A 13,648-nucleotide genomic window follows, 5' to 3' on the forward strand; every position below is an offset into this window, starting at 1 on the left:
CGAATGATCAAAAAAGATCTCGGACTGCTGCTTTTGATCGTCGTCGTCGGCATCGTCGTCGCCATCATCAATCCGCGCTTCCTGCTACCGATCAACCTGGCCAACACCGCCAACCTGATCGGCCTGTTCGGCATCCTGTCGATTGGCCAAGCCTTTGTCATCATTACCGGCGGTATCGAGCTTTCCGTGGGCTCGCTCGTCGCGCTTCTCGGCGTGCTGTTCGTCGATTTCATCGCGGTCCAGGATATGTCCTGGATGCTGGCGCTGCCGCTCATTCTCGTGCTTGGCGCGGTCATAGGCGCCGTCCACGGCTGGCTGATCACCCGGCTCAACCTGCAGCCCTTCGTCGTCACCCTCTGCGGCCTCCTGATTTATCGTGGGGCAGCGCGCTTCTATACGGCCGACGGAACGGCAGGCTTTGCTTTCGGCCAGAATTTCCCAGACCTCGAGTTCCTCACCGCTGGGCGGTTTTACGGCGTTCCCAACACTTTCATCGCACTCGTCATCATTGCCGTGGTCATGTGGGTCATGCTGCATCGCTCTGTCTTCGGGCGTTATCTTTACGCAATCGGGAAGAACGAGGAGGCGGCCCGCTATTCTGGTATCCGTACCGGCCGCATGGTCATGTCGGCCTATGTCATCTGCGGGCTGCTAACGGCGCTTTCGGCGATTTATTTCGCCATGTACACACGCTCGATCTCGCCGGCGAGCCATGGTCAGTTCTACGAACTCTACGCGATTGCCGCTGCCGTACTCGGCGGCTTTTCGCTCCGCGGCGGCGAGGGATCAATCGTCGGCGTCGTGCTGGGGACGGTCCTGCTCCAGGAGTTGCAGAATCTCGTGAATCTACTTGGTATCCCTTCGTCGTTGAATTTCGCTGTCATGGGTGGCGTGATCCTCATCGGCGTTCTGATCGACCAACAATGGCACGCGATCCGCGCAAAGCGCCGCCTTGTCTCTGCCGCCCGGCAGACCGATAACCGTCTTTCGAACGAAAGCAGTTTGCCGGTGGTTGCCAATCAGGACTAGGTCAGTGGATGGGGCAATGAGTATCGTGACCTTGCCCCGTTGAAATAATCCGTTTCAGGAGGGCAGCATTCAGCCAGCTTTCGCAACTTGGCACGACGCTCACAAGCCATGTCATGGGCGGTCACGCAGTAATAGCCGTTGAGATCCGGTATCAACTTGTCGACGAACATGTTGCGCTTGAGCTCACGAAAGATCGTTGAGCGATGCCGTCCAAGTTTTTCAGCGATGATCTCGACGCTGATGCCGCCCATCCGCCAGCGAGCGATCTTGCGGCGTTCATTCAGGTCGATATGGGAGTAGGTGTGTCTCATTGCACTTTCCTTGCGATTGTTAACCCGTTGGCATCATTCGCAAGTCGCAGTTCAAACTTAAACCCACCCTCCTGGAGAAGCTAACCCAAGTGCATCATGCCCATTTTGCAGGGTAGGGGATCACGCCTCATCCTGCAAATGCGCCATGAACACCTCGGCTGGTGTCTTGTAGCCGAGGCATTTACGGGGTTGGTCGTTGAGATGACGTGCGAGTTGGATCAGGTCGTGTTGTGACACGGCTGCCAGATCCGTAGCGCCTGGCATGAAACGGCGAATGCGCTTGTTGGTATTCTCGACTGTCCCTTTTTGCCACGGTGCACTCGGGTCGCAGAACCAGCTACGCGCACCGATCCCTTCTTCCAAAGCCCTGAATCCGGCAAACTCGGTACCGCGATCAAATGTGAAGCTTTGACGCGCGAACGCCGGTAAAGGAGAAAACGCTCTGATGATCTTGTCCATGATCGGGCGTGAGTGCCGGCTCGGATTCTTGATGAGAACCGTATAGCGGCTTCGGCGCTCCACGAGGGACGTGACATTGGCATGTCCGAGTGGGCGTTCAAAGATGAGGAGGTCGCCCTCCCAATGCCCAAACCGTGATCTATCTCCAATAAAATCAGGACGTTGGGATATGCGATGCGTGGCTGGGAACGCACCGTCGCGCGGCTTCCTGGAGCGCAGTGGACGACGTTTGCGGCGCGCTTCCGGTAGATACTGATAGAGGCCTAGCCCATAATCTTCCTTGCTGTAGATGAAGCGATAGATTGTCTCTTTGCAGACGCGAACAAGACTGAGCCTCTCCGACAACAGCCGCCCGGCGATCTGCTCTGGAGACCAGCGTGCCTCCAACTGGTTGATGATCTCCGAGCGTAAATTCGGGTGGCGCCGCAGCTTTCTCAGCCGGCGTCGCCGCTCCTTAGAGATATCGTGAGCAACCGTGCTGTAGTAGCCGTCGTAGTCCGGCAGTTCGCGATCACGAAACGTATTGCGCTTGATCTCGCGGTAAATCGTCGAGCGGTGACGGCCAAGCTGACGGGCCATCTCGTTGACGGGAACTTTTGCCGCCACCAGTTGATGTAGGCGTCGCCGGTCGGCGAGGGTGATTTGCGTATAGCATCTGGACATGCCAAAATCTCCGAAGTGAAGCCATTGAAATTACTGGCATGTCGCACTTGGAAATAGAATGTACCTCCCTACATCAAGCGATCGCATAAGATAGATTATGGAACAAGGGGATGACGTTTGATTACAATGGCATACCTTCGTCATACATCTCAAAGGCCCACTCTTTTAAAATCGACCTGCTCGAATTTGCGTCTTGACGATCCAGCACATCGACGAGTTCATCGGCGAACGTGCCCACATGGAACAACTGATCCCAGCCGACAAACTCTTTCGAAACCCGTGTCTCGGACGACGCGCTTGGCCGCAACGTCCGGGTCAGAGAGTTGCCTTGCGGTATTCGACGGAAAGCTCGCCTGTCCGCTCACCGTTGCTATTCCTCAAGTGTCGAGATGACTTTCGATGGTCTTTGCAGCTCCGTTGCGGCAGCAGAAGCCGCGGCATCGGCGGGACCGCCGGAAACATGAACGGTCGGCGTTGCAAATTGGATGCCCTTTTCCGCGAATGTCTTCTTGAGCATGGCGAGAGCCTTTCGGCGAACGCCGAACTGTTCGCCGGGTTTTGCCATGAATTTCAGCCGAATCTGCACGCCGTAGTCCGCCATCTGCTCAATCCCTTGCATTTTCAAGGGCTCGATGATGTTAGGACCGAGTTCGGCATCCTCCAGAAGCTCAACGCCGATGCGCTTGATGGTCTTGCGGACCTCCTCAAGGTCGCTGTCATAGTTCAGGGTGAGCGTAATGATGTCGATGACCCAGTCGCGGCTGAGGTTTTGCACCGCGCCCAGTTCGCCGAAGGGAACGATGGTGACCGGACCGCGATGGTGGCGCAAGCGGATCGATCGCAGCGAGAAACCTTCGACCGTTCCTTTATATTTTGCCGCCTGGATGTATTCGCCGATGCGAAAAGCATCGTCGAACAGATAGAAGACGCCGGAGATAATGTCCTTGACGAGTGTTTGGGCGCCGAAACCGACGGCTATGCCGACGACGCCAGCACCTGCCAGCAACGGTCCGATCTGGATGCCGACGGCATCCAGGATCATCAGGAAGCCGACGGCTCCGATCGCCAGGAACAGTACATTGCGAAGAATGGGCAGGAGGGTATTCAACCGTTGACGCCGTCGTGCATCGGGTCCTTCCTGATGCCCTTCCTGCACGCTTCGCGACGCCACCGCCATCTGACTGTCGATCAGCGTGCTTGCGAGCTTCCAGATAACGTCGGTCACCAGCAGCACGATAACGATGCGGATTCCGGCGCGGATCAATCGCGTGGTCACCGTTTCGGCTGCGGCGAGGTCACTGAGATTGACATTCCACGCGCGGGCAATGAGGAGAGCGGCGACCACAATGAGGCCATTCCGCAGCGTTTGCATGATGACAACAGACCATCCGACGATGGCCGGATCTTCGACCGCCTGCCCCTCCCCGGATTGAATAATGCGACGAATGATATCATGAGCCACCGAAACGGTAAGCGGCAGAAGCGTAATGATGATCACCGTCCAGAATGCAGCGCGGAGCCCGGATACCCATAACAGCCACGATAGCAGGATGCTCGCGCTGAAGGCGACACAGACCAGCCGGCTCACGGGCGGCCCATCAGAACGAAAGTGCCGCAGCCAGATCATAACGATAAAAGCGATTGAAACGACACCAAGCCATGCTGCGGTAAAGAGGTCGGCCAAGATGGGTGAAGCCCCGATCGTCCCGATCACTTCGATGGTGGCCCAGCCAGCCGCCAGCACTGCGACGATTCCGAGGAGCCAGTAGTACCAGAACCACGCAAGCGAGGTGACAAGCGTCAGAAGCCGCATATGCGGCAGGCGGGCGCCTGGCGCGATGACAATGCGGCCCACAAGCACGCCAAGGCGCACCATGAGCGCGGCCGATAGCAGGATGAGTGCGATATCGCGAAACACGGCAGGCCATGGAAAGAGGATAAACGCGCCGAGACTTCCGATCAGGTAACCGACCAACGCGAGAAGACCCATTGAAAGCCGGGCGGCGTGGAGCTTGATCCGTTGCCGGACGGTGTCGGCAGGCGCGTTCAGCACAAAATGGAGCAGCCCTCGCCCTGACCACCAGGCAAGGCGCTGCGCAACGAACCCGCCCGCGACGAAGAGTATGACCGCCAAGATCAGGCCGACAGGTTCGATACGATCATCCGTTTGGAAGACCCGTATCGCCGACTGGATCTGCCCGGGAAGGGTCGGAACGGCATCGACGAGTGTCAGCAACCTCTGGCGCAAATCCTGTAGTGACGTGGCAATCGAAGTCGGTGCCGCCTCTTGCGAGACTGCCATCGGCTGCGCCGGTTCCTGATTGCCCGGAACGATCCGGCCGACCAGCGCTCGTCCGGAATCATCATTCGGCAATTCGATAATAACCCGGATCGGCGCCGAGGAATTGGTCGGCTCAGCCGCCGAGGCGGGGTTTGCGCTCGCCAGCAGAAGCGTTGAAAATACCACCGCCACGAATGCACACACTCTGCGGAGGGGATGACGGTCGTCGATGATGCGCATGTGGCCGTGGTCCCCGCGATCGTGTCGTCGCTTTTGCCGGATTGGTCGAAACTTCGGACTTTGTGAAGCGTTGCACGACCAACGTCAATCGACGAACCGGTCTCGGGGACGCTGACTGCGAACCAAAGGCCAGGCGGCGTTAAGACCGCAAGCTTCTGAAGGCCTCCCTGATCTCCTGACTGAAGAGTTCCGGCTCCTCCCAGGCAGCAAAGTGACCGCCCTTGGAGGCGCGATTGTAGTAGATGAGCTTCGGATAAGCCTTCGACAGCCAATGCCTTGGCGGCTTGTAGACCTCGCCGGGGAACACCGTGACGGCGACCGGTACTTTGACGGCCGTGAGCTTGGCGCCCGACATGACGTTTTCCCAATAGATCCGACCACTTGAAGGGCCGGTGTTCGTCAGCCAATACAGTGTGATGTTGTCAAGGATGGCATCCTTGCCAAGAACCTGTTCGGGATCGCCGCGTGTATACACCCAGTCGGCGATCTTGTCGTAAAGCCAGGCGGCGAGGCCGACTGGAGAATCCGCAATCCCGTAGCCGAGCGTCTCCGGCCGTGTGCTCATGATCGCTGCGTAGCCGAAGCCGTTGTTGAGGAAGTCCCGGGCCTCGTCGAAGACGACCTTCTCATCCTGAGACAGGCTATCGGGAGCCGGCCCTCCATTTTTAAGAGCCTGCGCTGCGTCCGCTGGGAAAGTCGTCGCACGCTCGACCCTGTTGACGTGGATCGCTAGTAGCCCATCGGGCGCCTGGCGACCCAGGGCGTCGCTGATGATCGCGCCCCAGTCGCCGCCTTGCGAGACATAGCGGTCATAGCCAAGCCGCTTCATCAGCACGTCCCAGGCAGCCGCGATCAGTTGAGGGTTCCAACCTGTTGCTGGCGGTTTCCCGGAAAAGCCGAATCCTGGAATCGAAGGGATCACCAGATGGAAGGCATCATCAGCCCTGCCGCCATGCGCCGTCGGATCCGTGAGCGGCCCGATGACGTCAAGCAGCTCGAAGACCGAACCCGGCCAGCCGTGGGTCATGATCAGCGGCAGCGCGTTTTCATGATGGGAGCGGACATGGATGAAATGGATGTCCAGTCCATCGATATTGGTAAGAAACTGCGGAAAGCTGTTCAGCCTGTTCTCTGCCTTCCGCCAGTCATAAGACGACTGCCAGTAACGCGCCAGTTCCTTCAGCCTGTCGGTCTGGACGCCCTGCGAACGATCCCTGACGGTTTCCCCGTCGGGCCAGCGGGTCTCGGTGAGACGCCGCCTGAGGTCTGTAAGCGCCGCCTCGGAGACCTCAACCTTGAACGGTCGGATCTCCCCGGATGCGGCGACGACGACATCTGCGGCGGCGGACAAGCGTGGAAGGAGAGCGGCGGATATGCCGGTCGCGGCAACCCCCAACAACAGCGAGCGTCGCGATATATCCCTGTGTTTCAAAGAGTTCGGCAGTGCCATGGCACGTGTCCTTTCATGACATCGAGGGTCGTCCTGGGGCGGGAGGGGAAACGATGGCCCTGCCCCGCTTCAATGCCGAAAACGTCAGGCCTCGTCAGCTCCGGAACGAAAGATCAGAAACTTGTTGCCTTCCGGATCGCGAAAATAGGCACAGTAAGGACCCGTGCCATTCTCGCCACGTGGGCCAGGCGCTCCTTCGTCCGAGCCACCCGCCGCCAATGCCGTTGCATGGGCTTCGTCGACCTTTGAACGGGACGGAGCTTCGAAAGCAATCATTCCGCCGTTACCGACGGTGGCAGGGCGGCCATCGAACGGCTTGATGATGCCGAATTCGAGCGTGCGATGACCGTAGTAGATGGCTCGGTTGGGCTGGACGAGGACTCGTCCGATCCCGAACACGGCCAGAAGCTTGTCGTAGAATACCGACGCGGCATCCAGATCATTCGTGCCGACAGTGGCATGGCCGGGGAGGCTGCGGACCTTGTCGGGGGCGGCCGCAACTTGTCTGCTTTGGGAAATGTCGTTCATATCAGTTCTTCCTTATATTGTCGCGGCCGACGCTCTGCCTTCCGCACGCAAACGCCAACGAGCTGTCTCAAATCGGCGGCTGGTGGATATTTGGGCGGGTCGATGGCCGGCCGGCACCTCGCCAAAGTGAGAGGCACCCTCTCGTTCAGATGTCAGCCTTGGGCTGCCGGGTTTCAGCGTGCCGCCGTCGAGAGGGTTCCTCTCACTTTCTCCGGCTACCGCGGGCTGACGCCGTGCTCAATTATTTGTGGCGACAGCCGGCTTTTGGGCTTTGGCTGACCGCCGTTCACAAAGGACATCCTATGTCTAAGGACAAAACCGTAAATGCTGCATCGGCCGCAGCAACTCTCTCTTCCCAGGCGGCTGGAGCCTTCACTTCCGCGTCCAGAGAGGCCGCGCAAGACGCCGTCGACTTCATCGAGATCGATGAGGTCCTCACGCTGAGGAGGATGATTGTCCGCGCCCACGCGCCAAAAGGCACCGTGCTTTTCCTGCATGGGTTTCCGGAAACACTGACGGTATGGAAGGACATCGCGACAACGCTTGCTCACGACTACGACGTCCATGCCTTCGATTGGCCGGGCTATGGGCAGTCGTCGCGCCCGGCTTTGGAGCGGTTTTCCTACGCGCCGAAAGAGTACGCTCAAGTGTTGAAGGCTTACATCGAGCGGGCAGGCATCGACCGGTCGACCCTCGTGATCTATGCGACTGACATCGGTGCCCTCCCCGTCCTGCTGCTTGCTCTCGACGAGCCGACGATCGCCAGGCAGATCATCGTCGGAGACTTCGCGCCGTTCGACCGGCCGCACTACATGTGGGAGAACTTGCAGAACCTCAAAGCCGAGCCGACCGCCTCGCCGACCCGTGCCTACATGAACAAGACGAGCGACGAGATCCTCCAGAACGTGCACAGGCGCGGCCTCTCTCCCGCTGAACAATTCGATCTGCCGGCTGACGTCCAGCAGGACATGACCGGTTCGTGGAGCCTTGACGGGATGACTTCAGCGGATGCCTTCGCCCACTACTACGCGAATTTCACCGGCGATCAGCATTATCTCGAGGCTAACCTCTCCCGGCTGAAGACGCCCGTGAAGGTGATCTGGGGCGAGAAGGACATCTACATTGCAAGGGAGATGGGCATCGAGTTCGCCGGCAAGATCGGTGCAAGAGTCGATATCCTGTCAGGTATCGGCCACTTTCCGCATCTTCAGAACTCGAAACAAACGGTTGAAGAGATCCGCACATCATTCAGATAATGTTTGATTATTTTATTTTTCAGATAGCGCGCAAGTGAGGCAATGCCCAGTCGACGAAAGCCCGTACCTTCAAGGCGAGAAGCCCCTGGCGGGCGTAGACGATATGAATAGGCTGCGGCGCGCCGTCGAAATTGCGGAGGATGGGAACGAGCGCGCCAGACGCCAGCTCGTCGGGAACCTGATAATCGAACAGCCGCGCGATCCCCGCCCCGCCGACGGCCGCCGCAACACAGTTCGCCGCCGTATTCACCTCCAGCCGGTTGCGGGGCACCGCCTCAAGCGGCGTGCCGTCGACGTCGAAGGTCCAGAAGAATGTCCGCTTGTTGAAGATGATCCCGTCGCGATCGATGAGATCGCCGGGACGCTCCGGCATGCCATGCCGCTCGAGATAGGCAGGGCTCGCGCAAGTCATCAGGCGGAATTCCCCGACCTTGGCGGCATGGAGCGAACTGTCGGCGAGGTTGCCAAGACGGATCGCGATATCCACCTGCTCGGACACGAGATCGACCGTGCGGTCGAGCGACAGCAGGTTCAGCGATACCTCGGGATATTTGTCCATGAAGCTCAGCGCAACGGGCAGCACGTAGCGGCTCCCGTATTCGATCGGCATCGTGATCGTCAGCACGCCTCTGGGCGTCTGGTATTCCCCGGACGCCCTTCGTTCGGCCTCCTCCAGATCCGCCATGATCTTTCGGGCGGCGTCGACATAGTCGCGCCCCGCATCGGTGAGCTGAAGATTGCGGCTGGTGCGGACGATCAGATTCGCCCCAAGATGTCGTTCAAGGTCCGCCACCTTGCGACTGACGCTGGGTAAGGGCGCGTTCAGCTTCCTGCTGCCGGCAGAGATGCTTCCGGCATCGACGACGGCCAGTAATATGCGCATCGCTTCTAGACGATCCATCGGACACCGCCAGTAAGATATCGCTTCTGTTCAGCCCAGCTTAAGGGTTGGCTTTAGAACAAGATGATTTTAGGCCGGGTCGGCCTAAAATCTGAATCCTGTTCTACATTATATAGTTAGAGCATGATGTCGTCCGAAAACCGCTCACACTTTTCGGCATTATGCTCTAGTCAAGCAGCTTCCGTATGGCCATGATCCCTTTTGCAGCGTCCGACCAGGATTGACGCCAAATCAACACGCCGACGCTGAGGATGGTCGCAACAGCGAAAGGGATTGGCCCGATGAACCAGAAGGCGGCTGCAACGGTGAAGTAGTAAGATCGGACACCGACGCTGAAGGATCGAAGAGCAGGATTCAAAACCAGGGTCAGGGCGTTCGTCCAGCTGGCGATGTCCCTGTCTTCATCGCGGGACGGGCTCGCCCCGATCGCCGCCAGGCAGTAGTTGATCTGCCGGACCGCCCAGATGAAATCGGATAGTCCCCGCAGCAGTGTGGCCATGATCAGGAGGACCTTGCACTGGAAAAACCATGCCGGATCCTGAGCCGCAAACATCGCAATCAGGCCACCCGATCCATAGTTCGGCTCCATGAATAGCGCGCCGCTGAGCCCAACGATGACGATGAGATTAGCGGATCCGAAGAAGGATGCTGAATTGATCGTGTGTCCCAGGATCGCGGCGTCGCCGATGAAGTTGTTGTCTCGCGTCAGGACCTCCCGCATCCAGGCCGCGCGAACGCGCACCATATCAACGGAAAGGCTATCGTTCCTCCTCGGCCACCCTGCTGCCATCAAAGGCTCGACCGCCACCCAGACGAGAATGAAGAAAACGATCGCCGCGACGTTCAGAAAATCCATGGTGCCCCCGAACTGAATCTGGATTTTCTGAACACTACTTCGAGCTAACGGCAGCTCCAAGCCTCTATCGCCGCCCTGCCCTTCAGATCGACACGCCTATATAAAGGCGTTGCATGGTCCGTCGCGGACTGCCGCGAGGTAACGGGACATCGTCGCAGCCCGAAGCCGAATTTGCTCGACCGCCTGTTGGGGTGTCACGGCCAGGAAACCGACATGGTCGCGTGGGCGGAGCTGGACGAAGGCGTCCAGATCCGAATCCACCACCGTTGCGATCTTGGGATAGCCTCCGGTCGTCTGGTGATCGGCCAGTAGAATGGTGGCGACGCCATCTCCGGCCACCTGCACCGAGCCCCGGACGATCGCTTCCGATGGCATGTCCAACGCGACGCTTGGCGCAAGCGACGGACCTTGGAGGCGTACTCCCATGCGATCATAGGCGTCGCTCAGGCGGAAGGGCGACGATAGGAAATTCGACAAGGTTTCTTTCGAGAAGAACCGATCCTGTGGACCAACCACCACACGCAGCTCGGATCGCGGTCTTGCGATGACCGGACATGGGATCGGACCATTTCGATCATCTCGCACTTCCGGATCGGCGAGAGTGAGCGTTTGACCGGCCGCAAGGCGCCCGCCGCCGAGGCCGGAGAGACTGTGAGTCGACATGCTGCCCAGCCAGGTCTTCGCCTCGATATGACCGGCGAAGGCCAGATAGGTCCAGCTTCCCCAGTGTCCCGGACGGATTGCCAGCCGTTCCCCGGCCTTCAAGGTGGCGACCATCCACGCGCCGCGCTTGTCGCCGGCATGCTCTATGATGAAGCCTCCTCCCGCGACGGCGAATGTAACCTCTCCCGACACGCAGTCGAGAACCAGGCCGCCCATGGAGACTTCGATTGCCGGCTGACCAGCAGGATTGCCGACGGCGGCGTTGGCGGCTGCAAACGAGGTCCTGTCCATCGGACCGGAGGCCGGAACGCCATACCGCATCAATCCGTGACGTCCTCCGTCCTGGACCGCGACGTGAGGACCCGCGAAGTCGATTGCAAGGACGGCTTCGCTCATTCGGGGCACCTCGCGTCGAATTCGGCTCTCGATATGCGGCGGAAACGCACCGCGTCGCCGACGTCGAAAAGGAACGGACGGTCGTCGGACGCGGCGTCGAGGATCTTCGTCGGCGAGCGGCCGATGATCCACCAGCCGGTCGGCATGGTGAGCGTGCTCACCAGGCACTGCGGCCCCGCGATCAGCACGCTTCCGGCAGCTATGCCGCGAATGGGCGCCGGCTTCCTCGGCTGTTGAATGGCTTCGGGCACGCCTGCAAGATATGCATATCCCGGAGCGAAGCCGTACAAGAAGACGCTGTAGTCGCCCGAGAGATGGGCGGATATAACGTCTTCCGGCGATAATCCGCTTGCCTTGGCGACGGCGGCAAGATCGGGCGCAAGATCAGGATCGTAGCAGACTTCGACTTCGCGCATCGCTCCAATCGTCGCTGGAACCTCAGCTCCCAGACGCTCGGCAATGGCCGCCTCCGTCGTGCGGTGATCGGCCACGAGCGGATCGAAGCATACGAGAATGCTGGCATAGGCCGGTACAGCTTCGACGAATCCTTGAAAGGGTGCCGCCTTCAAGGCGGCATCCAACTTGACGACCCGATCGTGGATCCGTTTATCGATGGTCGCGCCGAATTCGACGAGCACCGCGTGGCCGCCCACCGGACGGTAGTTCGGACCGGTGCCGGACGCTGCGAATGGGGTCTGTGACACGTCAGTCGGCGCCTTCGATCAGAATGAAATCCGCATCCGCGGCTCGCGCGCAGGTCCCGTAGGCATCCGGCTCGGTAACCCGGGCGATAAGATAGCCTTTGGCCATCACCTGTTTTCCTGTGTCGGTTGGAGGAATGGAGCCACCTCGATGCCTGCCTTTTGCAATTCCCTTCGCACGTGGACGGCCATGGCGAGCGCTCCTGGGCTGTCCCCGTGAACGCAGATCGAGTGCGCATCGAGAGGGATCGGAACGCCGTCGACCGTCGGCATGAGGCCGCTGGACAGGTACCCGATCAATCTCGATGCCGCCTGTGCTGGATCATCGATCATCGCTCCTGGCAAGTTGCGCGGAACGAGCCGACCCGTGGAGAGGTAGCCGCGGTCGGCAAAAATCTCGCTGAAGACGGTCATCCCGGCATTGCGGGCCGCATGTTCCAGCTCTGTCCCGGAGATCGCCAGTACGGCAAGTTCCGGCGAAACCGCTCGGGTTGCACGGATGATGGCGTCGGCGACCGGCCGTTCGTCGGCCGCCCAATTGGCGAGTGCGCCGTGCGGTTTGATGTAACGGATGCGGGTGCCCGCCAGAGCCGCAGCGCCCATCAGCGCCCCTGTCTGCGTCGCCACAAGCTGCTCCACTTCCCGGACGCTCAAGGGGATCAGGCGTCGTCCGAAGCCCTCGCGATCTGCAAAGCCCGGATGGGCCCCGGCGACGACGCCCCGTTCGCTTGCGAGCGCCAGCGTCTCCACCATGGTCGCCGGATCTCCGGCATGGCCGCCACATGCGATGTTGGCACTGGAGACGACGTCAAGGATCGCCTTGTCGTCGCCCATGCGCCAAGGTCCAAACGCCTCCCCGAGATCAGAATTGAGATCGATTTTCGTCATGATTTCCCTCAACCCTTCGCGCCGGTCTTGTCAGCTTCGTCGCATTCTGGAACGTCGAAGCCGAGGTGGAGCACACCTTCGCCGTACGCGTCAAGAAAACGACGCTGCTGGCTGCGCGTGGCGAGCTTGTGTGGCGGTCTCGGGCCGCCTTTCGCGCAGAGCTTCGGTGGCAAGCTTACCACTCATTCGGCACAGATCGAACCCATCAAGCGTAGGTTCCTGCCAAGCGAAGACTCCTTAAATCGATTCCGATTTGAGGAATTATGCAGTAAGATCGGCGGCGAAATGGTCGAGCACGTCGTATTCTCTGAAGAGCCGGGGTGACGTGATCGGCCGGCAGCATTGGCGCGCAGACTGGGGATGCGGAATGAACCTTGTCGACAGAGCTTTCGGAGCGTCCGAATTTTCGGATGCCGAAGAGCCTGGGATTTTCACCTGGGAGTTGGCGACCGACAAGGTTTATGCGGATTCGGCGCTGGCAAACCTCTTTGGGCTTGATCCGGAACAGACCCTCACAGGGCTGCCGGTCGTACGATACCTCGACCGAATTCACCCTGACGACAAGCCATCTGTGGCCAAGGCGATTTCCGAATCGGTGATCACAGGAAATCCGTATCGCTGTGACTATCGGGTGTTTGATCGAAGCGGGCAAATAGTAGCCGTGGCTGCCTTAGGTCGCTGCTTCAGGGATGAAGACGGAAACCCGTCGCAATATGCGGGCATCGTATTTCCGACGAATGATCACGTCCAGCAGGACGCATTGTCTGCTCACTGCAGTGCGGCACTGAAAATCGCGCGGTCATCCGGCTTGCAGGCGACGGCCGATGCGCTTGAAGCGATTCTCAAAGAGCTTGCCAAGCCGATGCCTTGAGACGTCGCGCAGGTTCATTGATTCCTTCCCAAGTGCTAGTTGTCGCATCAGTTTTTTGGCGACTGCGATGGTCTGTGCGAGCCTTTGATACTTGACACCCGCAGAGGACGCTCTTCTCCGGGCAGTGATCGATGTTTCGGTCATCAGCAACGCGC

12 protein-coding genes and 1 pseudogene are annotated in these 13,648 nt (G+C 59.5%); 3 read left to right on the forward strand and 10 right to left on the reverse strand.

All coding sequences use genetic code 11. From position 1 onward, the window contains the following. The first annotated feature begins 3 nt into the window (after positions 1 to 3). The gene (locus tag AB8B31_RS10075) at positions 4 to 1,029 is read left to right on the forward strand and encodes an ABC transporter permease (protein ID WP_047621864.1); all 1,026 of its coding nucleotides are present in this window, start codon (positions 4 to 6) and stop codon (positions 1,027 to 1,029) included. A 71-nt stretch (positions 1,030 to 1,100) separates the two neighbouring features. Here AB8B31_RS10075 and AB8B31_RS10080 read toward each other — a convergent pair. From AB8B31_RS10080 to AB8B31_RS10100, 5 genes and pseudogenes are all read right to left on the reverse strand, one after another. After that, positions 1,101 to 1,340 (reverse strand): annotated as a pseudogene (locus AB8B31_RS10080) (helix-turn-helix domain-containing protein); the annotation flags it as partial. 120 nt (positions 1,341 to 1,460) lie between these two features. Beyond that, a complete protein-coding gene (locus AB8B31_RS10085) occupies positions 1,461 to 2,462 on the reverse strand; it encodes an IS30 family transposase (protein WP_154965433.1) in 1,002 nt (333 codons plus the stop codon). A gap of 370 nt (positions 2,463 to 2,832) precedes the next feature. Continuing rightward, positions 2,833 to 4,983 carry a mechanosensitive ion channel domain-containing protein gene (locus AB8B31_RS10090; protein WP_028733705.1) on the reverse strand — a complete coding sequence of 717 codons (2,151 nt, stop codon included), beginning with the start codon at positions 4,981 to 4,983 and terminating at the stop codon, positions 2,833 to 2,835. A gap of 139 nt (positions 4,984 to 5,122) precedes the next feature. Then, complete coding sequence (locus AB8B31_RS10095; protein WP_028733706.1) at positions 5,123 to 6,433, reverse strand: epoxide hydrolase family protein; 1,311 nt, start codon at positions 6,431 to 6,433, stop codon at positions 5,123 to 5,125. 84 nt (positions 6,434 to 6,517) lie between these two features. Beyond that, complete coding sequence (locus AB8B31_RS10100) at positions 6,518 to 6,961, reverse strand: VOC family protein (RefSeq protein WP_028733707.1); 444 nt, start codon at positions 6,959 to 6,961, stop codon at positions 6,518 to 6,520. 302 nt (positions 6,962 to 7,263) lie between these two features. Between AB8B31_RS10100 and AB8B31_RS10105 the strand changes: the two genes are divergently transcribed. After that, positions 7,264 to 8,217, forward strand: a complete 954-nt coding sequence (locus AB8B31_RS10105) for an alpha/beta fold hydrolase (RefSeq protein ID WP_028733708.1) — start codon at positions 7,264 to 7,266, stop codon at positions 8,215 to 8,217. A 19-nt stretch (positions 8,218 to 8,236) separates the two neighbouring features. Here the strand turns inward: AB8B31_RS10105 and AB8B31_RS10110 are convergent, their stop codons facing one another. The 5 genes from AB8B31_RS10110 to AB8B31_RS10130 all read right to left on the reverse strand — a co-directional run bounded on the left by AB8B31_RS10110 (position 8,237) and on the right by AB8B31_RS10130 (position 12,622). Next, positions 8,237 to 9,118: a LysR family transcriptional regulator gene (locus tag AB8B31_RS10110; RefSeq protein WP_018242049.1), complete on the reverse strand. Its 882-nt coding sequence runs from the start codon at positions 9,116 to 9,118 to the stop codon at positions 8,237 to 8,239. Between the two features lie 166 nt (positions 9,119 to 9,284). Then, positions 9,285 to 9,974, reverse strand: coding sequence for a DUF599 domain-containing protein (locus AB8B31_RS10115; protein WP_028733709.1), 690 nt, complete (start codon positions 9,972 to 9,974; stop codon positions 9,285 to 9,287). Between the two features lie 96 nt (positions 9,975 to 10,070). Further along, positions 10,071 to 11,042, reverse strand: coding sequence for a biotin-dependent carboxyltransferase family protein (locus AB8B31_RS10120; protein WP_028733710.1), 972 nt, complete (start codon positions 11,040 to 11,042; stop codon positions 10,071 to 10,073). Next, positions 11,030 to 11,737, reverse strand: a complete 708-nt coding sequence (locus AB8B31_RS10125; protein WP_028733711.1) for a 5-oxoprolinase subunit B family protein — start codon at positions 11,735 to 11,737, stop codon at positions 11,030 to 11,032. The genes AB8B31_RS10120 and AB8B31_RS10125 overlap by 13 nt, the downstream gene beginning before the upstream one ends. Positions 11,738 to 11,842: 105 nt before the next feature. Further along, positions 11,843 to 12,622, reverse strand: a complete 780-nt coding sequence (locus AB8B31_RS10130; protein WP_028733712.1) for a LamB/YcsF family protein — start codon at positions 12,620 to 12,622, stop codon at positions 11,843 to 11,845. 367 nt (positions 12,623 to 12,989) lie between these two features. Here AB8B31_RS10130 and AB8B31_RS10135 point away from each other — a divergent pair, with 367 nt between their 5' ends. Beyond that, entirely contained in the window at positions 12,990 to 13,493 is a 504-nt protein-coding gene (locus AB8B31_RS10135) for a PAS domain-containing protein (RefSeq protein WP_131702657.1), read from the forward strand. The last annotated feature ends 155 nt before the right edge of the window (positions 13,494 to 13,648 follow it).

Origin of the sequence: Rhizobium sp. 62_C5_N11_2, assembly GCF_051811185.1 — a bacterium.
GTDB lineage: Bacteria > Pseudomonadota > Alphaproteobacteria > Rhizobiales > Rhizobiaceae > Rhizobium > Rhizobium leguminosarum.

Bases quoted from the DNA above. Each gene is read 5' to 3' on its own strand.
- AB8B31_RS10075 (WP_047621864.1), top strand. From the start codon at position 4: ATGATCAAAAAAGATCTCGGACTGCTGCTTTTGATCGTCGTCGTCGGC.
- AB8B31_RS10085 (WP_154965433.1), bottom strand. From the start codon at position 2,462: ATGTCCAGATGCTATACGCAAATCACCCTCGCCGACCGGCGACGCCTA.
- AB8B31_RS10090 (WP_028733705.1), bottom strand. From the start codon at position 4,983: ATGCGCATCATCGACGACCGTCATCCCCTCCGCAGAGTGTGTGCATTC.
- AB8B31_RS10095 (WP_028733706.1), bottom strand. From the start codon at position 6,433: ATGGCACTGCCGAACTCTTTGAAACACAGGGATATATCGCGACGCTCG.
- AB8B31_RS10100 (WP_028733707.1), bottom strand. From the start codon at position 6,961: ATGAACGACATTTCCCAAAGCAGACAAGTTGCGGCCGCCCCCGACAAG.
- AB8B31_RS10105 (WP_028733708.1), top strand. From the start codon at position 7,264: ATGTCTAAGGACAAAACCGTAAATGCTGCATCGGCCGCAGCAACTCTC.
- AB8B31_RS10110 (WP_018242049.1), bottom strand. From the start codon at position 9,118: ATGGATCGTCTAGAAGCGATGCGCATATTACTGGCCGTCGTCGATGCC.
- AB8B31_RS10115 (WP_028733709.1), bottom strand. From the start codon at position 9,974: ATGGATTTTCTGAACGTCGCGGCGATCGTTTTCTTCATTCTCGTCTGG.
- AB8B31_RS10130 (WP_028733712.1), bottom strand. From the start codon at position 12,622: ATGACGAAAATCGATCTCAATTCTGATCTCGGGGAGGCGTTTGGACCT.
- AB8B31_RS10135 (WP_131702657.1), top strand. From the start codon at position 12,990: ATGAACCTTGTCGACAGAGCTTTCGGAGCGTCCGAATTTTCGGATGCC.